General features: G+C 64.8%; 21 protein-coding genes. 7 read left to right on the top strand and 14 right to left on the bottom strand.

The window, feature by feature from the left end; all coding sequences use genetic code 11:
- Positions 1-723, bottom strand: coding sequence for a DUF72 domain-containing protein (locus tag I6F21_RS07925; RefSeq protein ID WP_225139666.1), 723 nt, complete (start codon positions 721-723; stop codon positions 1-3).
- A gap of 90 nt (positions 724-813) precedes the next feature.
- Between I6F21_RS07925 and I6F21_RS07920 the strand changes: the two genes are divergently transcribed.
- On the top strand, positions 814-1,038 hold the full coding sequence (locus I6F21_RS07920) for a hypothetical protein (RefSeq protein WP_036026065.1): 225 nt from the start codon (positions 814-816) through the stop codon (positions 1,036-1,038).
- A gap of 1 nt (position 1,039) precedes the next feature.
- Here I6F21_RS07920 and I6F21_RS07915 read toward each other — a convergent pair whose 3' ends face one another.
- From I6F21_RS07915 to I6F21_RS07895, 5 genes are all read right to left on the bottom strand, one after another.
- A complete protein-coding gene (locus I6F21_RS07915; RefSeq protein WP_225139665.1) occupies positions 1,040-2,188 on the bottom strand; it encodes an amidohydrolase in 1,149 nt (382 codons plus the stop codon).
- Between the two features lie 225 nt (positions 2,189-2,413).
- The gene (locus I6F21_RS07910) at positions 2,414-3,499 is read right to left on the bottom strand and encodes a mandelate racemase/muconate lactonizing enzyme family protein (protein ID WP_225139664.1); all 1,086 of its coding nucleotides are present in this window, start codon (positions 3,497-3,499) and stop codon (positions 2,414-2,416) included.
- 166 nt (positions 3,500-3,665) lie between these two features.
- The gene (locus I6F21_RS07905) at positions 3,666-4,868 is read right to left on the bottom strand and encodes a hypothetical protein (RefSeq protein WP_225139663.1); all 1,203 of its coding nucleotides are present in this window, start codon (positions 4,866-4,868) and stop codon (positions 3,666-3,668) included.
- 267 nt (positions 4,869-5,135) lie between these two features.
- The gene (locus tag I6F21_RS07900; RefSeq protein ID WP_057026830.1) at positions 5,136-6,329 is read right to left on the bottom strand and encodes a M20/M25/M40 family metallo-hydrolase; all 1,194 of its coding nucleotides are present in this window, start codon (positions 6,327-6,329) and stop codon (positions 5,136-5,138) included.
- 67 nt (positions 6,330-6,396) lie between these two features.
- On the bottom strand, positions 6,397-7,638 hold the full coding sequence (locus I6F21_RS07895; protein WP_225139662.1) for an MFS transporter: 1,242 nt from the start codon (positions 7,636-7,638) through the stop codon (positions 6,397-6,399).
- Between the two features lie 344 nt (positions 7,639-7,982).
- Between I6F21_RS07895 and I6F21_RS07890 the strand changes: the two genes are divergently transcribed.
- Both I6F21_RS07890 and I6F21_RS07885 read left to right on the top strand, forming a co-directional pair.
- A complete protein-coding gene (locus tag I6F21_RS07890; protein WP_036004230.1) occupies positions 7,983-8,207 on the top strand; it encodes a DUF3606 domain-containing protein in 225 nt (74 codons plus the stop codon).
- A gap of 172 nt (positions 8,208-8,379) precedes the next feature.
- Positions 8,380-8,562 (top strand): hypothetical protein, encoded by a 183-nt coding sequence (locus I6F21_RS07885; RefSeq protein ID WP_036004233.1) that lies wholly within the window; start codon positions 8,380-8,382, stop codon positions 8,560-8,562.
- 113 nt (positions 8,563-8,675) lie between these two features.
- Here the strand turns inward: I6F21_RS07885 and I6F21_RS38800 are convergent, their stop codons facing one another.
- Positions 8,676-8,912, bottom strand: coding sequence for an HGGxSTG domain-containing protein (locus tag I6F21_RS38800; RefSeq protein WP_276573618.1), 237 nt, complete (start codon positions 8,910-8,912; stop codon positions 8,676-8,678).
- A gap of 29 nt (positions 8,913-8,941) precedes the next feature.
- The gene (locus tag I6F21_RS07880) at positions 8,942-9,586 is read right to left on the bottom strand and encodes a hypothetical protein (RefSeq protein ID WP_225139661.1); all 645 of its coding nucleotides are present in this window, start codon (positions 9,584-9,586) and stop codon (positions 8,942-8,944) included.
- Positions 9,587-10,015: 429 nt separating this feature from the next.
- On the opposite strand from I6F21_RS07880, the gene I6F21_RS07875 reads away from it, so the two are divergent.
- Positions 10,016-10,999 carry a tripartite tricarboxylate transporter substrate binding protein gene (locus tag I6F21_RS07875; protein ID WP_225139660.1) on the top strand — a complete coding sequence of 328 codons (984 nt, stop codon included), beginning with the start codon at positions 10,016-10,018 and terminating at the stop codon, positions 10,997-10,999.
- An 11-nt stretch (positions 11,000-11,010) separates the two neighbouring features.
- On the opposite strand, the gene I6F21_RS07870 is transcribed toward I6F21_RS07875, so the two are convergent.
- A complete protein-coding gene (locus tag I6F21_RS07870; RefSeq protein ID WP_225183005.1) occupies positions 11,011-11,469 on the bottom strand; it encodes an NUDIX domain-containing protein in 459 nt (152 codons plus the stop codon).
- Positions 11,470-11,577: 108 nt separating this feature from the next.
- Between I6F21_RS07870 and I6F21_RS07865 the strand changes: the two genes are divergently transcribed.
- Positions 11,578-12,642 carry a DUF1236 domain-containing protein gene (locus I6F21_RS07865; RefSeq protein WP_225139658.1) on the top strand — a complete coding sequence of 355 codons (1,065 nt, stop codon included), beginning with the start codon at positions 11,578-11,580 and terminating at the stop codon, positions 12,640-12,642.
- Between the two features lie 43 nt (positions 12,643-12,685).
- On the opposite strand, the gene I6F21_RS07860 is transcribed toward I6F21_RS07865, so the two are convergent.
- On the bottom strand, positions 12,686-13,648 hold the full coding sequence (locus I6F21_RS07860; RefSeq protein WP_074447519.1) for a lytic transglycosylase domain-containing protein: 963 nt from the start codon (positions 13,646-13,648) through the stop codon (positions 12,686-12,688).
- Positions 13,649-13,825: 177 nt separating this feature from the next.
- On the opposite strand from I6F21_RS07860, the gene I6F21_RS07855 reads away from it, so the two are divergent.
- Positions 13,826-14,863 carry a L,D-transpeptidase family protein gene (locus tag I6F21_RS07855; protein ID WP_225139657.1) on the top strand — a complete coding sequence of 346 codons (1,038 nt, stop codon included), beginning with the start codon at positions 13,826-13,828 and terminating at the stop codon, positions 14,861-14,863.
- Here the strand turns inward: I6F21_RS07855 and I6F21_RS07850 are convergent.
- The 3 genes from I6F21_RS07850 to I6F21_RS07840 all read right to left on the bottom strand — a co-directional run bounded on the left by I6F21_RS07850 (position 14,860) and on the right by I6F21_RS07840 (position 17,403).
- Positions 14,860-15,135 carry a hypothetical protein gene (locus tag I6F21_RS07850; RefSeq protein ID WP_036004252.1) on the bottom strand — a complete coding sequence of 92 codons (276 nt, stop codon included), beginning with the start codon at positions 15,133-15,135 and terminating at the stop codon, positions 14,860-14,862. The two genes, I6F21_RS07855 and I6F21_RS07850, sit on opposite strands and share 4 nt — an antisense overlap.
- A gap of 76 nt (positions 15,136-15,211) precedes the next feature.
- A complete protein-coding gene (locus tag I6F21_RS07845) occupies positions 15,212-16,069 on the bottom strand; it encodes a VOC family protein (RefSeq protein ID WP_036004257.1) in 858 nt (285 codons plus the stop codon).
- Between the two features lie 143 nt (positions 16,070-16,212).
- The gene (locus tag I6F21_RS07840) at positions 16,213-17,403 is read right to left on the bottom strand and encodes a urate hydroxylase PuuD (RefSeq protein ID WP_036004266.1); all 1,191 of its coding nucleotides are present in this window, start codon (positions 17,401-17,403) and stop codon (positions 16,213-16,215) included.
- A 263-nt stretch (positions 17,404-17,666) separates the two neighbouring features.
- On the opposite strand from I6F21_RS07840, the gene I6F21_RS07835 reads away from it, so the two are divergent.
- The gene (locus tag I6F21_RS07835) at positions 17,667-18,977 is read left to right on the top strand and encodes a sorbosone dehydrogenase family protein (protein WP_225139724.1); all 1,311 of its coding nucleotides are present in this window, start codon (positions 17,667-17,669) and stop codon (positions 18,975-18,977) included.
- 157 nt (positions 18,978-19,134) lie between these two features.
- Here the strand turns inward: I6F21_RS07835 and I6F21_RS07830 are convergent, their stop codons facing one another.
- Positions 19,135-19,935, bottom strand: a complete 801-nt coding sequence (locus tag I6F21_RS07830) for an SDR family NAD(P)-dependent oxidoreductase (protein ID WP_036004277.1) — start codon at positions 19,933-19,935, stop codon at positions 19,135-19,137.
- Between the last annotated feature and the right edge of the window lie 114 nt (positions 19,936-20,049).

Here is a 20,049-nt window from a genome sequence, read left to right as displayed (position 1 = left end):
TCACAGCAGCTGCTTCAGCGCCTTGGCATCGGCCGGTGCTGCGCTCTTCTGGTCGTTGTCGAAATAGACATAGACGTCGCAGCCCTGCCGCTTCCACGACTTGATGCGCCTAGCCCATTGCGCCAGCGTGGGATGGGTATAGTGCCCGTGATAACGCCCGCTTGGCCCGTGTCCGCGCACATAGACGAAATCCGCCGTGCGCTTCCACGGCGCCGGCGCGTCGTGATGATCGGACAGGCACAGCGAGATGTTCTCCTCAGCCAGCATGCGCAGGATGCGCGGCTGATACCAGCTCGGATGGCGGAATTCGAAACTGTAGCGGCGTTTCCGCGACAGCAGCTTGAAGAACGAGGCGAGCCGGTCCGCGTTCGCCTCGAATTGCGGCGGCAGCTGGAACAGGATCGGGCCGGCCTTGCCGCCGAGCCGGGAGATGCGCTCCTCCAGCAGCTCGAGGCTGTTGACGGAGCGCTCCGACAGGCGCTTCCAGTGCGTGATGAATTTCGACGCCTTCCAGGCGAACACGAAATCGCGGCCGGTCTGCTCCCGCCATCCCGTCACCGCCTCCGGCGTTGGCGTGCGGTAGAACACCCCGTTCAGCTCCGTGGTGTCGAACTGCCCGGCATAGTAGCTGAGCTGCTGCTTCAGCGTCACGCCCTCGGGGAAGAACGGGCCGCGCCAGGAAGCGTAGTGCCAGCCCGAAGTTCCGATCAGAACGCGCGCCATGTTTTACGTACCATCCGTTGCCATTTGCCGGAGGGAACGTCCGTGCGGCCGATACGTTTCTCGTGAGCGTGAACGCGAGGACCGGAACCGATGTACGCGCTGTTCGAAGGCAACAAGCAGATCGGCAATCCCTTTCCGACCGAGAAGGAAGTGTGGGAAGCTGCCTTGATCGAGGGCCTCGTCACGGACGTCCCCATTGCGGACGAGGAGGGCGGCCACATTCTGCCGGCCGGCTATCACGTCGAGCGCATCGAAGAGACGGAGGAGACGTTCGCGCCGCGGCCGGACTGGAAGCTGCCGCGCGAGATCTCCTAAGTCAGTTCGTCGCCAGCGCCGCCTTGGCCACTTCCGCCATCCAGCGTGAAGCCACGGGCAGGATCGCGTCGTTGAAATCGTAGCGCGGGCCGTGCAGCTCCGCGCCGTCGCGCAACTCGCCATTGCCGATCCAGACGAAGGCGCCGGGCCGCTGCTGCAGATAATGGGCGAAATCCTCGCCGGCCATGCTGGGCGCGAGATCGCGCCGTACCGGTGCCTGCACCTTCTCCGCGGCGATGCGCGCGAGGTCAGCCTCATCAGGCGTGTTGATCACCACGCCAACGCCCCAGACGATCTCGGGCGTGACCTTGACGCCGAAGCTGGTTGCGATCCCGGCGCAGGTACGCGTGATGCCATCGAGGATGACGTCCTTGACCACTTCGCGGTGGTAGCGCAGCGTGCCGCGGATGGTGACGCGTCCGGCGATCTGGTTCGGCGCGGTGCCGCCTTCGATCGTACACAGCGACAGCACGGCGGTGTCGAGCGGATCGACGCCGCGCGAGGTGACCGATTGCAGCGCGACGATGAGGTGCCCGGCCGCCACCACGGGATCACGCGTCAGATGCGGCATACCGGCGTGCCCGGCATGGCCCTCGATATTGATGGTGATGCGCCCGCCGGAGGCCATCACGACGCCGTCGTGCACGGCGATGGTGCCGGCGGCAAGGCCCGGCCAGTTGTGGAAGCCGAATATCCGCTCCATCGGAAAGCGATCGAACAGTCCGGCCGCGACCATCGCCCGCGAGCCGCCAAAGCCTTCCTCGGCCGGCTGGAAGATGAAATCGACCGTGCCGCTCCAATCGGTATCAGTGGCGAGCAGCGCCGCGGCGCCCAGGAGCGAGGCGGTATGGCCGTCATGGCCGCACGCATGCATCACGCCGGATGACTTTGAAGCATAGGGCAGCCCGGTGTCCTCGGTGATCGGCAGCGCATCCATGTCGGCGCGCAGGCCAACCCGCCTTTGCGCATGGCCGCGCCTCAAGGTCGCGACGATGCCGTGGCCGCCGATTCCAGCCTCGAAGGGAATGCCGAGCTCGGTGAGCTTGTCCTGCACGAAGGCAGAGGTCTCTTTCTCCTGGAGCGACAGCTCCGGGTGGGCGTGGAGATGCCGGCGCCACGCGGTCAGTTTCTGGTGCAGTTCGGGGGACAAGGCAGGGGCCTTTCGCAAGGTGTCGGTTGCCGTCACCATAAAGGATTATCACCGCCATGCACCCTGCGCCTTGGAATGCCTCGCGTGCAGCAATGTGCGCTTTTTCCGTCATTCCGGGGCGCGCCTCTTGGCGCGAACCCGGAATCCATCGTGCAGCGAGCTCCGCGGCCCAATAGATTCCGGGTTCGCGACTTCGTCGCGCCCCGGAATGACGAGCAATAGGTGTTACGCCAGCTTCGCCAGCCCCTTCCAATCGAACCCAATCCCGTGACCCGGCCGATCGGGCGCCAGCGCCAGCCCGTCCTTCAGCACCAGCGGATGCTCGAGATACTTGTCGAGCCCGAAGCCGTGCGCCTCCAGATAGGATCGGTTCGGGCAGGCCGCGAGCAGGTGCACGGTGATGTCATGCGCGCCATGGCTGGTGACGGGCAGGTTGAACGCCTCCGCCAGCCGCGCGATCTTCATGAAGGCGGAAACGCCGCCGCAATTGGTGACGTCGGGCTCCGGGTAGGACACCGCGCCACTGGCGATGTAGTTCTTGAACTCCCACAGCGAGCGCAGATTCTCGCCCGCTGCGATCGGCACGCCGCCCGCCTGCATGATACGCACATGGCCCGCGACGTCGTCGGGGATGATCGGCTCCTCGAGCCAGGTGAGGTCGAAAGGAACGAAAGCACGCGCGGCGCGGATCGCCTCCTCGACCGTCCATTTCATGTTGGCATCCGCCATTAGCGGAAAGCCGTCGCCGAGATGCTGCCGCATCGCGGAGATGCGCGCGACATCGGACTTGAGGTCGGGCCGGCCGACCTTCATCTTGATGGCGCGAAAACCCTTGGCGAGGTTGCCATCGGTCTGCTTGAGCAGCGCATCGACGGAGAGATCGAGGTCGATGCCGCCGGCGTAGCACGGCACGTGCGCATCGAAGCCGCCGAGCAGGCGGTACAGCGGCAGCTTGGCGCGCCGCGCCTTCAGATCCCACAGCGCGATGTCGAGTGCCGAGAGCGCCAGCACCGCCGGCCCGCCGCGCCCGCCATAATGCAGCCCCCACCAGACATGATGCCAGATCGCCTCGGTATCGTCGGCCTCGCGTCCTTCGACCAGCGGCGGGATCTCGCGCTTGAGAATGTCGGCCACAGCCCCGCCGTTGCGCCCGACCGTATAGGTGTAGCCGACGCCCTCGGCGCCATCGGCATCGCGGATGCGGCAGGTGATCAGCTCGAACGCCGTCATGTCGCCATGCGTGGAGTCCGACAGGGTGATGGGGAGGGGGATCCGGTAGAGCCCGGTCTCGATGTTTGCGATGCGTGGCATGGTGCCTCCCTGATTTTTGTTCTTCGTAGGGTGGGTTAGCCGAGCGGATGCGCAAAGCGCATATGCTCGGCGTAACCCACCTCTTCTGTCTCCGCGGATACGAAGATGGTGGGTTACGCCCCGCGGTTTGCGCTTCGCGCAATCCGCGGGGCTAACCCACCTTACGCTAGACTATGAAGTCAGTCGCCTCCAGCGAGGCCGCATGCACTCCGCTCAGGGTGATGGTGTCATTGGCAGTGAGCTGAATCACCGCATTGCCCGAGCTGTCATCGCTGATGAGGCCGGACAGGGTCGCCCAGTCGGCAAAACCGTAGTCGTGCAGGTTGATCACGTCGAGTTCCCCCGCGGCGCTGCCGACCGCCATGTTGCCTTGATTGAAGTCGTTGATGACGTCGTTGCCGGAGCCGGCCGTGAAGACGAAGACATCGTTGTTCGGCCCGCCCCACAGCTGATCATTACCCGCGCCGCCGTTGAGCGTGTCCGTGCCGCCGGTAATGGAGCCAGGGGTAGATGGCGCATAAGTCCGCGCATCGCCGTAGAGATGATCAGTGAACTCTCCGCCATTGAGGATGTCATTGCCGCCACGCGCACTGCCGGACATGTTCATGGCGTCGCCAATCAGCTGGGAGCCGTAGACGGCCGGCGGCGGCTCGCCGCCATTCGTCACGAAGGTCAGGGTATCGTTGCCACCCTGGGCATTGTCGGTCAATGACGTGAGCGAATCGCCGGCCAGCGTTCCACCTCCGATCGCCATGCCGCTGCTGATGCCGAGCGTGAGGTCGTCGTTGCCACCGATTGTATTGCCGGTCATGGCACCGATGGCATCCCCACTGAGGGTCGCCGTGCTTTCGTATGCATATTCGAATACGTTCAGCGTGTCGTTGCCGCCATGCGCGTTGTCGCTCATGGATCCCCCGGCATCGCCACTGAACACGTTCTCGAAGGCCCGCCCACCGGTCACGCCTGTCAGCGTGTCATTGCCGCCTTGCGTGTTGCCCGACATGTCGCCTCCGGCATCTCCGTAAATGGAGATGTTGGAGCGGAAATTGCCGCCGGCGTCGGCGGTGAGCGTGTCGCTGCCGCCTGCAGCATTGCCCAACATGGTCTCGGCGTCGCCCATAATGGTGGCGCCGCTGAAGGGATAATCCACGTTCGCCGTGAGCGTGTCGTTGCCGCCGTGGGAATTGCCCTGCATGACCGTGTCTTCGCCGATCAGCGTAACGAACACGTCCGCGTTGAGGATGGTTGCCGTCACCGTGTCGTTCCCGCCCCAGCCATCGATCGGGAAGTTGGGATCCCCGACGATGGTCGCGGTTTGGCTGAAGTCCGGAAAGGTGAGAATCAGGGTGTCGTTCGGCATCGTGCGCATGGCGCATCACTCCCATTTCATGTCAGTCACGTGACTCTGAAAACAGCGGAGGTCTCGGCGAGACGCACTGCGGTCACGCTTGGATCTGAATCTACTTGGAGTTGATGGCGGAGGTTTGCTCCTGACTCGGTTTGATTGCGGCCGAGGAACCGCGTGACGGTGCTCGCCATCGATGGCAGCACGGGACAGGCGCGGACTTCACGGAAGCCGCGATCGACCCGTTAGATCAGAGCCGTGTTGAAGCGCGATGACGTGCCGTTTGCCATCTCACCGCATCGTCGCCAGCTGCACCGCCAGCGCGCAGGCGCGGTCGTATTCGTCGAGATTGATCCATTCGTCGACCGTGTGTGCCTCGTTCTGGCCGGCACCGAAGGTGACGGTCGGAACGCCGTGGCGGACCATCCAGTTGGCATCCAGGCCGCCATTGGCGGCGCGCACGTTCGGGCTTCCCCCCACCGCAGACACCGCCTCGATCGCGCGTTTGACCACCGGCAGATTCTCCTTCATGCGGAACGGATAATAGTCTGTCTCGGCCTTGAACTTGACCTTGCCGGACTTGCCTTGCGCGTTCGTCACCTTCTTGGCCGCCTTCTCGAACGCGGCCTTGTAGGCCTTGGTGATCTCCTTGAAGAATTTTCCGTCGTGGCTGCGGCTCTCGCCGCGCACATGCACGTAATCGGTGACGACATTGGTGGCATCGCCCGCGGGGCGGCCTTCGCCGCCGGTGACCGGGCCGACATTGCTGGTGCCCTGCCTCTTGCCCTTCACGACCTTGCCGAACCAGCCGCCGGCCTTCACGTCCGCAAGCGCCAGCGCCATGATCATGGTCGAGGAGATGCCGCGCTCGGGTGCGACGCCGGCATGCGAGGCGCGGCCGAAAATCTCGACGGTCCAACGGTCGGCGCCGACGGCCCCGATCACGACGTTGGAGGCCGAGCCGCCGTCATAGTTGAACGCCATCACGGGCTTGCCGAGCTCGTCGAGCTTGACGTGCCGCGCGCCATAGAGCCCGCTCTCCTCGCGCACGCAGAACAACAGCGTGATCGGCGGATGATCGAGCTTCTGCTTTTGGAGCTCGGCGGCCAGCGTCACCAGCACGCCGCAGCCGCAGCGATTGTCGCCGCCGAGCGCGGTCTTGGCGTCGTTGACGATCTTGCGCCCCGTCAACTTTGGCTTGGCACCGGCGCACAGCGGCACCGTGTCCATGTGGGTCATGAACATGATGCGTGGATGGTTGTGCAGCGCGCCGCGGCCGGGCAGGTCGACGATGAGGTTGCCGGTCTCGGTCGGCACCGGAATGCGCGTGTTGGCGTCATCGAGCCGGATCGCCTTCGCCGGCACACCGCTCTCCTTCAGCGCAGCCGTGAGCTCCCGCCCGATCGCCGCCTCCTGCCCGGTGACGCCCTCCACGGCGAGGAAGCGCATGAGACGATCGGTGGCGGCTTTGGTGTCGACAGGCATGGACTCGAATTCCCTTGATGCGGATGGCGGCGCAGCATCTCCTGCGCTTCCGCATTTCGCAAGGGGCTCAGACGCGCTGCGTGTAGATCAAGAAAATCAGCACGCCTACCGCCAGTGCCGCCGCCATGAACAGCAGCACCGCCGGCAGCCCCGCGAGCGCGGCCACCGCGCCGGTGACGGATTGCATCAGCGCAGTGCCGAGAAAGAAGGCGAGATTGACGGCCGCAAGCGCCTTGCCGGCGACCTGCGCATCGACAAGTTGCCTGGACATGCCGAACAGCAGCGGCTGCGCCGAGGTGAAGAGCCCGATGAGCACGAACAATGCCAGATCGTAGGAGGGCGGCATGACGTTCACGCCGAACAGCCATGCAACGGCAAAGTGCGGCGCTCCCAGCGCCATCAGCGCGAGCAGTAGCGCCGCGATCGCATGCGTGCCGGCGACCAGCTCGCGGCGGCGGCCGAGCCTGCGGTCGATCATGCCGACGAGCAGCGGGCCTGCGATCATCGCCAGCGTGAACGCGCCGAGCTGATTGCCGGCCTCGATCCGCGTCAGGCCCTTGATCTCCATCAGCCAGGGTCCTCCCCACAGGCCGCGCAGCACCAGCGTGCTCGCCAGCGACACCATCGCCAGCGCGATCACGCCGCGCAGCGGCCGTGACAGGCCGAGCCTGACCACATCGATCATCTGCGACAGCGGCGAGGACTCGTCCTTGTGCTCGGCCGGCTGGTGCGGCACCAGTACGAACACCGCCAGCGCGACGAGGATGCCGCCGATTGCGGAGATCCAGAACCCGGTGCGCCAGCCGTAAGTATCGATCACGAAAGCGAGCGGGCTCGCCGACAGCAGCATGCCGATATTGCCGATCGAGAGGATGGCGCCCGACCACAATCCGAATCGCGCCGCCGACAATTGCTTGGCTGCGAGCGTCATCGGGCACATCAGCATGCCCGAGGTGGCGACGCCGAGCAGCAGTTGCCCGACGGCGAAGCTCTCGGGCCCCGTCGCAAACCCCGAGGCCATCGCGCCGAACACGGTTCCCGCCAGCAGGGCGAGCGACACCGGCCGCACGCCGAACCGGTCCATCGCCGCGCCGACCGGGATCTGCGAGGCTGCAAAGGCAAAGTGGTAGACCGACGTGAGGCTCGCCAGCGCCTGCGGCTCGATGTGGAAATCCGCCGCCATCAGGTCGAGGCTCACCGCCGGAATGGTGCGCAGAAGGGTCGACAGCATGTGGCCGCAGGCGAGCGCGACCAGCGCGAAGATCAGCGCGCGGGTGGCGGTGCCCGCGTCGTCGTCGGCATTGGTCATGAGCGTCCCGTCCCGAGAAGGTTTTAGGGTGGGTTACAGGATTGAGGGGGCGGGTGCCAATGGCGGCAGCGCGCCCCCCTCATGCCGGAATGTGATCTCGGGCTGGTACTCGACCTCTCGAGCAATGCCATTGCCGAGAGGTTAGCCGCATTGCAACGCACCACCTTTGAGACGGCACGCAGCCTGGTAGGGAGTCATGGCGTTGCGCCGCGGGGATAAAGTGTTGTGGGCGTCTCCGCGGTGCGCGCGACGGTTGCATCATCTTCGCTCTTGGGAGCTTCCGTTGGCGAACGTAGGAACAAAGGAGACATCGTCTCTCTTACCTAGGTTAGGGAGACCTGATCATGCTGTCCTCGAGACCGCCACGGCCCATTCGCACGACGCTCGATCTTTCGAACGCTGAGCAGGTCAAGTCGGTCCGCAGGCGGCTTCGCATCTCCAATGCCGATCTGGTCAGGATCGTCGACAAGATCGGCAACTCTCTGGCGGCCATCGAGAAGGAAGTGGAGCTCGAAAAGCTGGCCGTTCAGCAAGGTAGTGCCAGGGACGCAGCGACGACCCTCGAATGAATCCAACCCATCACGTGGGAAAGGAGAATTGCGATGAACAGTCTGATCTACCTCATAGGGCTCATCGTTGTGATCGCCGTCATTCTTTCGTTCTTCGGCTTGCGATGACCCGCCACGGCCCGGCAGGCGACCGCCGCGCCGGTGAAGTCATTCTTAATGTCGCGTGCAGCAAATGGTTGATGCGCACCAGGTCAATACCATCATAGCGACGACGCTTTGTGCGTTCTTCGAGCGGCTTCCCGACGCTCAAATCGGCACTGAGGAAGCCAAGCTGCTGGCCAAGCAAATCACTGAAGCGCTGAACGCAGCTGGGCTGCAGATTGTCCCTGTGGCTCCGGCGAGCACACGGCCCTAGTTCTATGGCTGCGGCACCGAGCTTTCTGGATTAAGGCTCCATCAGAGCTTCGTTTTCTTGAGGTCATGTCTCGCGCCGGAATGGCGTCATCCGCGTCGCTCCTGGGCCGCAATCTATTTCAACTCGATCAGCAGCTTCCAAGCGTCCTCCAGCAAGGCCTTCATCCGGTGTCGCTCGGCGCGGGCGTCCGGTGAGCACATTCCATGTTGATATGCATTCCGGTTGCCCTTCGGAGCGCCCGATCTTGGCGCGCCGCCATGCATGCGGCAGCGGCGCTTGCCGTGCACGGCTGGCGCGCGGCACGCGAGACCGCGGCGCGTCTGCGCCCCGCAGCGCGGGCTCGACTGCATTGCATCGGTATGACGGATGTGATCGCCGGTCATACGCAGGCGCCACTCGTATGGACCTCGCGGCCTGCGCCCGTTTCTGCATTCGAAGTCGTCTCCATTGCACCAGCCTCCGCAATGATCATGCTGGCATGCTGCGTGACGTTGCCCACGATCGCCCGTCCGCCGTCCTGCACCGACAAATTCTGCACCGTGATCGCGCGCTCGTCGCTGTTGCGGTGGCGGTTCAGCGCTTCGACCTGGGCGGCGAAGGTGCGGGAGAGCCGGGTCAAGGCGCGGGCGATGCCCTCCTGCTGCGTCAGATCGTCGGTGCAGGCGAGACGGCAGGCACAGCGCATCGCCGCCATGTGCACTGACACCATCTGCGACACCAGCAAGGCCTCGACGGAATCCTTCGGCGCAATGCTCCTGATCGTCGAGATCATAAAGGCGAGATTGGCCTCATCCGGCTTCTGCCCGACCACGCTGGCCTTGACCAATTGCCTCAATATGCCGTGCATCGCGTCGCGGTCGGCGGCGCCGAGCGCCTCGGCCAGCAGCCGCTCGCCGGTGTGCGGGTCGGGATGGCGGATCGCAATGCGCCGCTTGTAGAGTTTTACGCGCGGGGTCGCGGCGGGGACGCTGCGATCGGATGCCGCGAGCGGCGAGGGGATGTGGCGTTCGAGAGCTGTCGTCATGGGCATGTGTCCTTTGAGCGCGCAAGCGCGAACGGCCGTTCGCCGCTGCGCGCGAATGCGGATTTCGGAATGTCGATGAAGGGTTTAGACGCAACCGCGTCGGCACGGGTCCGGACCGGCAGGCCGTGACGCTCGCGACTGTTGCGATGATGCCATTATGGCACTGTTTTGCCCGACGCGACAGAATTTATTTCGTAAATCCGAAAAATTTCCTCGGCCCTGCGCAAGCCTTTGTTCTGAAAGGGGCGGTCTACTGTGCATGGGGTTGTTTTCGCACTTTTGTATTGGAAGCGGCACGCACGTGCCGTGCGGCGGAATGCCGGCGCTCAAACGCGATTGCGAAATCGGGCACGGTCGCTATTCATGACTTCTACGGCGTCGCACCAACAAGCATGCACAAGCGACGCCAAGAGGTCTGGGAGAGAACGAATGCAACGAACCGCCCGCCTGCTGGCAGTCATCGCAGCTCTATGCGCCTTGGCGCCGGCGACAGAGGCTCTCGCGCAGAAATATCCGTCGCGGCCGGTCAAGATCATGGTCGGCTTCAGTGCGGGCGGCCCGGTCGACGTCGTCGCGCGCATCATTGGCGATCGGCTCAGCAACAAGCTCGGCCAGCCCTTCGTCGTCGAGAACCGCGCCGGCGCCAACGGCATGATCGCGGCCGAAGGCGTCGCCCGCGCCGATGCGGACGGCTACACCATGCTCGCCTGCAACTCGTCGACGATCACGCTGAACAAGACGCTGTTCAAGGACATCCGCTACGATCCGCAAGTCGATTTTGCGCCGCTCACCACGGTGGTCTCGGCGCCGCTCGTCCTCGTCGTCAATCCCGAGAATCCCAAGACGGCGAACGTCAAGTCGGTGGCCGATCTCGTCGCTGCGGCGAAGGCCGCGCCCGGCGCGCTCGCCTACGGCTCGGGCGGCAACGGCAATCTCGCCCATCTCGCCATGGAGCTGCTCAGCCAGAAGGCCGGCATCAAGCTGATCCATGTGCCCTATCGCGGCGGCTCGGCCGCCGAGGTCGGCATTCTCGCGCAGGAGGTGCTGGCAGTGTTCGATCCGCTCTCCGCCGTGCCGCTGGTCAAGGCCGGCAAGCTGCGCGCGCTGGCGGTGTCCTCGGCCGAGCGGCTGCCGGCGCTGCCCGACGTGCCGACCGTGGCGGAAGCCGGCTATCCCGGATTCGACATCTCGTTCTGGGTCGGCTTCTTCATGCCGAAGGCAACGCCCGCGCCGATCCTGGAAACCCTGCATCGGGAGATCGTCGCCGCCGCCAAGGATCCCTCGGCCGAGGAGAAGCTCGGCGCGCAAGGCGTCGTCAGCGTGCTCAGCCCGGCCGACTACGCCGCGAAGATCGCCAAGGAGACCAAGGAGCTCGCGGAGGTGGTTGCGGCCGCGAACATCAAGGCGGAATAGGGCGCGACGCGCTATCTGCCGATCAGCAGCTTAAGCCGGTCGAGCAGCGGACGCTGTCCTGCATTGATCTTCTCCTGCGCCGCGTCGAGCGTGAACCATTCGGCGCGGTCGACTTCCGGAAAGGCCTGCCGCTTGCCGCTGCGCGGCGGCCATTCCATCTCGAACGTGTTGCTGCGAATGCTGCGCACGTCGAGATCGAGCTCGGCCGCGAACGCGGTGACGAGCTTGCCCCCGCGCTGCCTGACCTGGCCGAGCGGGGTCAGCGGCAGGGAAAGCTCCAGTCCCAGCTCCTCGGCGAACTCACGTCGCGCCGCGATCTCTGGGTCGTCTCCGTCCGCGTATTCCCCCTTCGGAATCGACCATGCGCCGAGATCCCTGTTGCGCCAGAACGGCCCTCCGGGATGGACCAGGAGCACCTCGATGTTCCCACGCTTGCGATAGGCGATGATCCCGGCACTCTTCGATGGCATTGCAGGTTCCGCAGAAAAAGAGCCGCGGCCTTCCCTCGGGAAAAAGTGGAACTGCGCGTCCTAGCGCAGGTTAGTAGCCAATGTTCATTTGATGAAAGGGAGTGAACCATGATCCGCCTGTTGGCAACCACCGCATTGGGGGTGGCGCTGGCGAGCGCCGCGTATGCGCAATCGCCCAGCACGAATCCGCCGTCTCAGCAGACGCCGCAGTCCCAGTCGAACTCCACCGCGCCATCCACGAGCTCGCAGTCGAGCGCGACCGACAAGCAGCAGACCACATCGCAACCGCAGCAATCCCCGTCGTCGGGAACGCCGGCCCAGACCACGCAGGCCAACCCACCATCGTCCGGCTCCGGCACCGCCAATACGGGCTCGACTGCGCAGTCGCAGAGCGGGACGGCGAATTCCAATGCAGCCGGTAACCAGCCTGCAACGCAGCAGAGTGCCAACCCGCCAGCTGCGAACACCAACCAGGCACAGGACCGGTCCAATCCGCCGCCGGCCAGCAATCAAGCCCAGCAGGCACCGGCCGCATCTGGAACCAACCAGGCCCAGCAGGCACCGACTGCGCCGACGAGCAACCAGGCGGCCGCCCAGACCGACGTCAACCTCAACAAGCAGCAGGAGACCAAGATCAGCGCGTCGATCTCGCACCTCAACGTGCGGCCGCTGACCAACGTCAATTTCGCGCTGAACGTCGGCACGGTGGTGCCGCGCGACGTGCACCTCTCGACGCTGCCGCCCGACGTCGTCGAGATCGTGCCGCAATATCGCGGCTACAGCTTTGCGCTGGTGAAAGATCAGATCGTCGTGGTCGATCCGGCGACCTACAAGATCGTGACGGTGCTGCCGTATTCAGGCCAGTCCACGGCGACAACGACGACGACGCGCGAGCGTAGCGCCAGCAAGTTCTCGGATCGCGATCGCGAGGTGATCCGCAAGCATGCGAAAACCCGTACCGAGGGGCGCAAGGAAGTGCGGACCACCGGCAGCACGGCGCGCAGTGAGATCCGCGTCGGTGACCGTCTTCCCGAGAGCGTCGAGGTCGAGGAGTTCCCGACCACGGTCTACCGCGATGCGCCGGGCTTGCGTGAATATCGCTACATCCACCGCGACACCCGGACCTATGTCATCGAGCCGCGCGAGCGGCGGGTGATCGAGGAGATCGACTAGGTCGATTTAGGTCGGAGCCGCCGCAAGCGAGCGGCTCCGATCGTTAGCCTGACGTCCGTTCGCGCGATGCGAGACGAACGGCGCGAGCCTTCGCGCTCTTTCCGGCCGCGCGTGCCGCGATCATGCTGCGGGCCTTGCCGGGAGCCGTGACATTCTTCCGCAACAGTGTGGCGAGCCGCTTGCGGGCGCCCTTCGTCGTCACGCGCGCCGCGACTTGCTCCGCCTTGCGAATGATGTTCGCAACCGAAGGCGTCAGGTTCACCGGAACCCAGGCGACGTCCTTGGCCTTCGAAAGACTGCCAATGCCTTCGCATGGCGCTTCGCGCGGCAGGTCGATGCGGATCGCGAGTGCCTCCGACCGTTCGGTCCAGTCTTCGGCCTTGGTGCCGGTGATGATCCGGACATAGTCACGCGTTTCGCGCGGCAGCTCGCTCTGCCTGGCAAGCCATTTCTGGATGCGGCCGGGACCGGCATTGTAGGCGGCGGCAGCAAGGCCGAGATTGCCGAAATCGTCGCGCAGCTTGCGCAGGAATTTTGCCGACGCCGGCAGCGCCTTCATCGGATCGAAGGGATCGTCGAGCCCGACCTCGGCGGCCGTCCCCGGCATGAACTGCGCGACGCCCTGCGCGCCAGCATGGCTGACCTCGTTGGACTTGAAGCGGCTCTCCTGCCAGATCAGGCGCGCGAAGAACGGCACCGGAATGCCGCTGGATTCGGCGGCCTCGCGCAGCGCGTGACAAAATCGTTCGGTTGGCGAGGGCTCCGCCTGCACCAACGGCTCGACCGCGCGCGGTGGCTCGATCACCTGCTCGTAAGCCGCGTGCGCGTTGGCAAGCTCGATCGCTTGCACGCTGGCGACGAAGAGCTCGACCACCGGAACAAGTGACGAGGCATGATTGTTCTTCAGAACAGTGGTGTCGAAACGTGATGCTTGGCGGGATGCCGACGGATCGAGATCGCACATCAGAAGCAGAAACGCGGCGCAAGCCGCGACGACAAATCGCATTTGCTGGGAGAACCTCGAACTGTGGGATGAACGGCCAGCGATGCGCCGGCGATAGGAAGTTCTTAACCGTCCGATTGCGGCAAAGCTGCGATCTCGTCGGTTCCTTCGGTGTTACTACGGTGTTCCCGAAGAGAAACTCTCCGCGGCTTTGCGGGCTGTTTGCGAATGGGATGCGCGATGACGATGCGATGGATACTAGGCGCGGTGATGTCGCTGTGGCTCGCCGGCCCGGCGCTCGCAGGCAATCTCGATCGGGCTGCGGTGAACGAGGCTGCGCGTCCTGCGAAGCCGCCGGCCACCGACAAGCTGAATGCAGCCGTGGTGAAGCTTCAGGTGCTGCTCGATCGCGCGCAATTTTCGCCCGGCGAGATCGACGGCAAGTTCGGCGAGAACGCGCAGAAGGCGCTCAAGGCGTTCGCGGAGCAGAACGGCATCGCATCCGACAAGGTTGTGGCGCCGGAGCTCTGGGACAAGCTGACCGCGGCGAGCGAGGGCCCGATTCTCGTCGACTACAAGATCACCGACGCCGACGTGAAGGGACCGTTCTTAAAGAAGCTGCCGGCCAAGCTCGATGACATGAAGTCGCTGGACGCGCTGAGCTACACCAGCCCGCTCGAAGGACTTGCCGAGAAATTCCACATGAGCGCGGATCTGCTCAAGGCGCTCAATCCGGGCAAGACCTTCGACAAGGCCGGAGAGACGATCGTCGTCACAAACGTTCCGGCGCGGCGCGAGCTGCCGCGCATTGCCCGGCTCGAAGTCGATAAGACCAACGGGACCTTGAAAGCGTTCGACGCAAGCGGCGCTCTGCTGGCGTTCTATCCGGCGTCAGTCGGCAGTCCGGATCGCCCGACGCCAACCGGAACGCTGAAGGTCGCCGCCAGCCACGAGCTGCCGACCTACCGCTACAATCCCGAGTACAAGTTCAAGAGCGTCAAGTCCAAGAGACCGTTCGACATCAAGCCGGGTCCGAACAATCCGGTGGGCGCATACTGGATCGGCCTGTCGGCGCAGGGCTACGGCATCCACGGAACGGCAGAGCCCGACAAGGTCAGCAAGTCGGCGTCGCACGGCTGCGTTCGGCTCACCAATTGGGACGCGCGTGTGCTCGGCGAGAACGTGAAGCGCGGCATGCCCGTCGTCTTCCTCGATGCGCCGACGGAATCCTCATCGAAGCGGCAGGGCACGCCCGCTGCGAAGCGTGCCGCGAACTAGTCCTTCGGAAAATCCTTCCGCATCGCGATCTCCGCGGCGTCGCCGGGCGACAGCACGTTTTGATCGAAGGCGGCCTGCGGCGTCGTCATGATGTCGTAGAGCGAGATGCCCTTGATCGGCTTGCCCATGAGCTCGCGGACGCATTCGGCGAGCGTGCCGTTGTAGACGAGATAGGGCGGCCCGCGATCCTTCTGCCGCTCGCCCTTCAGCGACGGCCATTTCTTCAGCTCGGCCGGCGCGTCATAGGCGATCGGCGATCCCTCTTTGAACATGCGTTTGGCCCCGGTGGCTTGATGGCCGGGAAGTCTACAGCCGCCGGGTAAACGCCCGTTAAAGAATTGGCTCAAATCAGCCGGCAATGAAGGCGAGCAGGGTGCCGTTGGCCTTGGCCGGCGGCACGCAGATCGCAGCTCCGCTCCGCACCGCGGCTGGCCCCAGCGCCTTCTCGGTCGCCGCGAGGTCGCCGCTGACCAGCACCAGCGCGGCGCCACCGCGCTCTGAGAGGCCATTCAGCGACACGCCGGGATAGCGCTTGGCGAGCTGGTCCAGCGTCAAATAGACGAAGTCGGCGCGATCGCCGCCGGAAGGCACGATGATGGCGCCGTCCGCGTCGGTCTTCGCCTCGCGGTCGATCAGGCGGGCGAGATGCGCGGCCTCCTTGGCGGGCTCTGGCGTTGCGATCAGCGTCTGCTTGATCCGCTTGGCCGCATTGGCGTGGGTCATCAGCTCGGGGATCCACACAGTCTCGCGGGTCTTGTGCTGGCAGGCGAAGATGCGCACGCCGCCCGGCGCTTCAGCCGTCGGCCACATGAAGGTGCGGAATTTCGCCGCCGAGATCGTGCCGTCTGGCAGCGTGACGGGGCGTTCGAAATCGGTCGGGCCGATCGGCTCCAGGCCCCGTGCACGGATCTCCTCGGCGCCGGCGGTGCTATCGACTGCGGTGAAAGCGATGCGCTCGATGCCCTCGCCATGGCGCTCGACGAAGGCGCGGGCCGGCGCATTGTGCTCGGTTGCCACGAGCACGCCGAGCAGCTCCATGTAATCGGGGTCGAACATGATGGTGTAATTGCCGGTGCCCATATGCGCGCTGTGGGTGCCGCGCGGCGAGACCGTGAAGCCGAGTTGCCGATAATTCTCGGCGGCCTTGTCGAGGTCCTTCACCATGACGACGGCGTGGTCGATACCGATGACGTTCTTGAGGGCCACTGTTGCTATTCCCCGATTGCAAGCTGATTTTGCGCCGCGCCGGCGGCTGTCGGCCATGTCTACGCCGGATGGGCCGTCAAGTCATTTTCAATTCGGCGAGAGATGCGGAATTTCATTCCGCGCGATGCATCCTCCGACGCGCTTCAGCGCGCCTGCTCGAGGTAAGCCGCGAGGACGGCGCGCTCCTCGCCGGTCATCTCGGTGATGTTGCCGGGCGGCATGGAATTGGACCAGGCTGCAACCCGCCCGATCAGGCGAATGTTGCGATGGATGTGCTCGGGCGTGTCGAGCACAATGCCCTTCGGTGCGGTGACGATGCCGGCCCAGACCGGCTCGGCCGCGTGGCACATGCTGCAGCGGGACATCACGATCTCCTCGACATTGGCGGCCGTGACGGGCGCCGACAATGCGCCCGTCTTCACCTCGCGCGGTCCGGCGGCGGAGAGGAGGAGGATCGCAATCACGCCGGCCGCGGCCACGCCCCACACCCACCAGGGCGATTTGCGCCCGGCATGACGCTCGTTGAAGAAGTGGCGGATCACCGGCCCGAGCGCCAGGACGATCGCGACGATAATCCAGTTGAAGCGCGTGGCGTAGAGCAGGGGGTAGTGATTGCTGATCATCAGCACGACGACGGGAAGCGTCAGGTAATTGTTGTGGACCGAGCGTTCCTTGCTGGCCTTGCCGAGCTTGGGGTCAGGCGCCTGTCCGGCGATCAGGCTGGCCACGATCTTCTTCTGGTTCGGAATGATCAGCGTGAAGACGTTGGCGACCATGATGGTGCCGATGATCGCGCCGATCTGGTTGAAGGCGCCGCGTCCGCTCAGCACATGGGTGAAGGCGTAAGTGAGTGCGACCAGGAACAGATAGCCGCCGATGGCGAAGGGCAGTTCGCGCTGGGCGAGCCCGGTGCGGCAGGCGGCCTCATAGAGCAGCCACGCCAGCGCCAGGCTGCAGAAGCTGAACAGTCCGGCCTGGAATGATGTGAGGTCGAGGATCGACTTGTCGACCAGGAACAGGTCGGCCTCGAGATAATACACCACCACCATCAGCGCGAAGCCGGACAGCCAGGTCGTGTAGGCCTCCCATTTGAACCAGGTCAGCTCGTCCGGCATCTGGCTGGGCGCGACCAGGTATTTCATGATCCGGTAGAAGCCGCCGCCATGGACCTGCCAGGCCTCGCCCTGCACGCCGCCCGGCAGGTCGGCCTTCGGCTTCAGGCTGAGGTCGAGGGCGATGAAATAGAAGGAACTGCCGATCCAGGCGATTGCGGCCACCACGTGCAGCCAGCGCAGCAGCAGGCTCGCCCATTCCGATATGACGGATCCCCACATGATCTCCTCATCCGGCGCGACCTGGATGCCGCAGCCTCCATGACCGTAACCGGCGATCGCCGCCCTCACAATGTGTCGCACCGTTCAACCGCATTTTCCAGTATGATGGACTGCGGCTGATGCACATCGTGCGGGCATGAACTGACGTGGGATTCGGCAGGCGCCAAACTCGCCGAGAGACCTTTTGCGGGTGATCGGCGTTGACGCACGACACGCCCAAGGCGGAGGACGACGAATTGAGCGACAGGATAAGGTTCGTGGCGATGCTCGCAGCGCTGCTGGCTGCTGCTGCGGCCGGCGCACACGCCGAGCCCGTGTTGCAGGGCAAGGATGCCTATGGCGATTGGCGCGCCGACAAGCCCGGCACGGTCAGGCTGATCCGGCCGCAGGATCTGGTCAGGCCCGGCGCCACGCGATCGGTTGCGAGCTCGTCGCGCGTGGTGCCGCGTCCGCCGGAAGCCCAGCTCCAGGTGCCGGCCGGCTTCAAGATCGAGCTGTTCGCCGAAGGCCTGCGCGCGCCGCGCATCATCCGCGTGGCGCCGAATGGCGACGTGTTCGTCGCGGAAATGCGCGCCGGCACCGTCCGGGTGCTGCGCGCGGGCGAAGGCGGCAAGGTCGCCACCAACGAGGTGTTCGCCAGCGGCCTGCGGCAGCCATTCGGCATCGCCTTCTTTCCGAATGGCGACAATCCGCAATGGGTCTATGTCGCCAACACCGACAGCGTCGTCCGCTTTCCCTACCGGGCCGGCGATCTCAAGGCGCGCGGCAAGGCGGAGACGGTTGTCGCAAGCCTGCCGGATGGGGGCCATTCCACCCGCGATATCGTCTTCACGCCCGACAACAAGCGTATGCTGGTGTCGGTGGGTTCGCTCAGCAACGTCGCCGAAGGCATGGGCACGCCGCCCGGCGGGATGGAGGCGTGGGCGAAGACGCAGCCGCTCGGCGCCACATGGGCCAGCGAGCTCGAGCGCGGCGCGGTGCTGGCCTTCAACCCTGACGGCAAGGAGCGAAAGATCCATGCCACCGGTATCCGCAACTGCGTCGGCCTCGCGATCCAGCCGCAGACCGGTCTGCCCTGGTGCTCGACCAATGAGCGCGACGGTCTCGGCGACGACCTCGTGCCCGATTACGTCACGAGCGTGAAGGAAGGCGCGTTCTACGGCTGGCCGTGGTTCTATATCGGTGGCAATGAAGACCCGCGCCATGCCGGCGCGCGGCCGGATCTCAAGGACAAGGTGACGGTGCCCGATGTGCTGATCCAGCCGCACTCGGCCTCACTCGGCATGACCTTCTACCAGGGCGCGCAGTTTCCGCCCGAATACCAGGGCGACGCCTTCGCCGCCCAGCACGGCTCCTGGAATAGGTCGAAACGCACCGGCTACAAGGTGATCCGCATCCGCATGAAGGACGGCAAGCCGACCGGCGAGTACGAGGATTTCGTGACGGGGTTCGTCGTGAACGATACGGAAGTGTGGGGCAGGCCGGTGGGAGTGGCGGTGGCGAAGGATGGATCGCTGCTGATCTCGGAAGATGGCAACGGCACGATCTGGCGGGTGACAAGCGCGCCGCGGTGACGCTGCACCCTCTCCCCTTGTGGGAGAGGGTGGCTTCGCGAACGCGAAGCCGGGTGAGGGGTATCTATCGTCACGATCAGTCTCAGGTGTAGAGAGAACCCCTCATCCGGCGCTTTGCGCCACCTTCTCCCACAAGGGGAGAAGGAAGAAGAGCACCTCATCCTCGTCTCACGCTCGCACCGCCATCCACCGGCAGCGTCACGCCCGTGATGAAATTCGCCTCGTCGCTCGCCAGGAACAGCGCGGCGTTGGCGACGTCCCAGCCCGTACCCATCTTTCTGCGCAGCGGCACCTTGCTGTCGCGTTCGGCTTCGACCTCGGCGCGGGTCTTGTGCCATTCGCGGGCGCGGGTGTCGACGGCCATCGGCGTGTTCATCAGGCCGGGCAGGATGACGTTGGCGCGGATGCCGTATTCGGCGTTCTGGTAGGCGAGCTGTTCGGTGAAGGCGATCATCGCCGACTTCGTCGCTTTGTAGGCGACGTAAGGATAGGTGGTGATCGCGGCCATCGACGAGATGTTGATAATGGCGCCGCTTCTCTGCGCGCGCATGATCGGGATCACTTCCTTCGCCGCGAGAATGCAGCTCTTCAGATTGATGGCGACGACGCGATCGAATGCCTCCTCGGTTATTTGCAGCAGCTCGGCATCGCCACCGGCGAGGCTGACGCCGACATTGTTGTGCAGCACGTCGATACGTTCCCAGCGCGATTGCGCGTCCGCAACCATCGCCTTGATGTCCGCAGCCTTGGTCACGTCCGCCTTGAAGGCCGCCGCCGTGCCGCCTTTCGCGGTGATCATCGTGACCGTCTCCTGCGCCGATTCCAGATGGTGGTCGACACACAAGACCTTGGCGCCCTCGCGCGCGAAGATGAGCGCGGTCGCGCGGCCGTTGCCCATGCCTTCGCCGGGGCTTTGCCCGGCGCCGACGACGATCGCGACCTTGTCCTTCAAGCGCATCTCGGTTCACTCCCGTCCTTGTCATTATTTTCGTGCAGACTAGCAATCGCGCTCCTGGGAGAGAAGAGCGCGCTTTCCGCGTTCATGTCATTGACATCACACGGAATTGCATGT

It is taken from the genome of Bradyrhizobium sp. NBAIM03 (genome assembly GCF_020194055.1).
GTDB lineage: Bacteria > Pseudomonadota > Alphaproteobacteria > Rhizobiales > Xanthobacteraceae > Bradyrhizobium > Bradyrhizobium yuanmingense.
The sequence above is the reverse complement of the archived record's forward strand: the minus strand, read 5'-3'. Positions and strand labels throughout refer to the sequence as shown.

Excerpts from the sequence above, each read along its gene's own strand:
- I6F21_RS07925 (WP_225139666.1), bottom strand. The coding sequence starts at position 723 with ATGGCGCGCGTTCTGATCGGAACTTCGGGCTGGCACTACGCTTCCTGG.
- I6F21_RS07920 (WP_036026065.1), top strand. The coding sequence starts at position 814 with ATGTACGCGCTGTTCGAAGGCAACAAGCAGATCGGCAATCCCTTTCCG.
- I6F21_RS07910 (WP_225139664.1), bottom strand. The coding sequence starts at position 3,499 with ATGCCACGCATCGCAAACATCGAGACCGGGCTCTACCGGATCCCCCTC.
- I6F21_RS07905 (WP_225139663.1), bottom strand. The coding sequence starts at position 4,868 with ATGCGCACGATGCCGAACGACACCCTGATTCTCACCTTTCCGGACTTC.
- I6F21_RS07900 (WP_057026830.1), bottom strand. The coding sequence starts at position 6,329 with ATGCCTGTCGACACCAAAGCCGCCACCGATCGTCTCATGCGCTTCCTC.
- I6F21_RS07895 (WP_225139662.1), bottom strand. The coding sequence starts at position 7,638 with ATGACCAATGCCGACGACGACGCGGGCACCGCCACCCGCGCGCTGATC.
- I6F21_RS07890 (WP_036004230.1), top strand. The coding sequence starts at position 7,983 with ATGCTGTCCTCGAGACCGCCACGGCCCATTCGCACGACGCTCGATCTT.
- I6F21_RS07885 (WP_036004233.1), top strand. The coding sequence starts at position 8,380 with ATGGTTGATGCGCACCAGGTCAATACCATCATAGCGACGACGCTTTGT.
- I6F21_RS38800 (WP_276573618.1), bottom strand. The coding sequence starts at position 8,912 with ATGCAGTCGAGCCCGCGCTGCGGGGCGCAGACGCGCCGCGGTCTCGCG.
- I6F21_RS07880 (WP_225139661.1), bottom strand. The coding sequence starts at position 9,586 with ATGACGACAGCTCTCGAACGCCACATCCCCTCGCCGCTCGCGGCATCC.
- I6F21_RS07875 (WP_225139660.1), top strand. The coding sequence starts at position 10,016 with ATGCAACGAACCGCCCGCCTGCTGGCAGTCATCGCAGCTCTATGCGCC.
- I6F21_RS07870 (WP_225183005.1), bottom strand. The coding sequence starts at position 11,469 with ATGCCATCGAAGAGTGCCGGGATCATCGCCTATCGCAAGCGTGGGAAC.
- I6F21_RS07865 (WP_225139658.1), top strand. The coding sequence starts at position 11,578 with ATGATCCGCCTGTTGGCAACCACCGCATTGGGGGTGGCGCTGGCGAGC.
- I6F21_RS07860 (WP_074447519.1), bottom strand. The coding sequence starts at position 13,648 with ATGCGATTTGTCGTCGCGGCTTGCGCCGCGTTTCTGCTTCTGATGTGC.
- I6F21_RS07855 (WP_225139657.1), top strand. The coding sequence starts at position 13,826 with ATGACGATGCGATGGATACTAGGCGCGGTGATGTCGCTGTGGCTCGCC.
- I6F21_RS07850 (WP_036004252.1), bottom strand. The coding sequence starts at position 15,135 with ATGTTCAAAGAGGGATCGCCGATCGCCTATGACGCGCCGGCCGAGCTG.
- I6F21_RS07840 (WP_036004266.1), bottom strand. The coding sequence starts at position 17,403 with ATGTGGGGATCCGTCATATCGGAATGGGCGAGCCTGCTGCTGCGCTGG.
- I6F21_RS07835 (WP_225139724.1), top strand. The coding sequence starts at position 17,667 with ATGCTCGCAGCGCTGCTGGCTGCTGCTGCGGCCGGCGCACACGCCGAG.
- I6F21_RS07830 (WP_036004277.1), bottom strand. The coding sequence starts at position 19,935 with ATGCGCTTGAAGGACAAGGTCGCGATCGTCGTCGGCGCCGGGCAAAGC.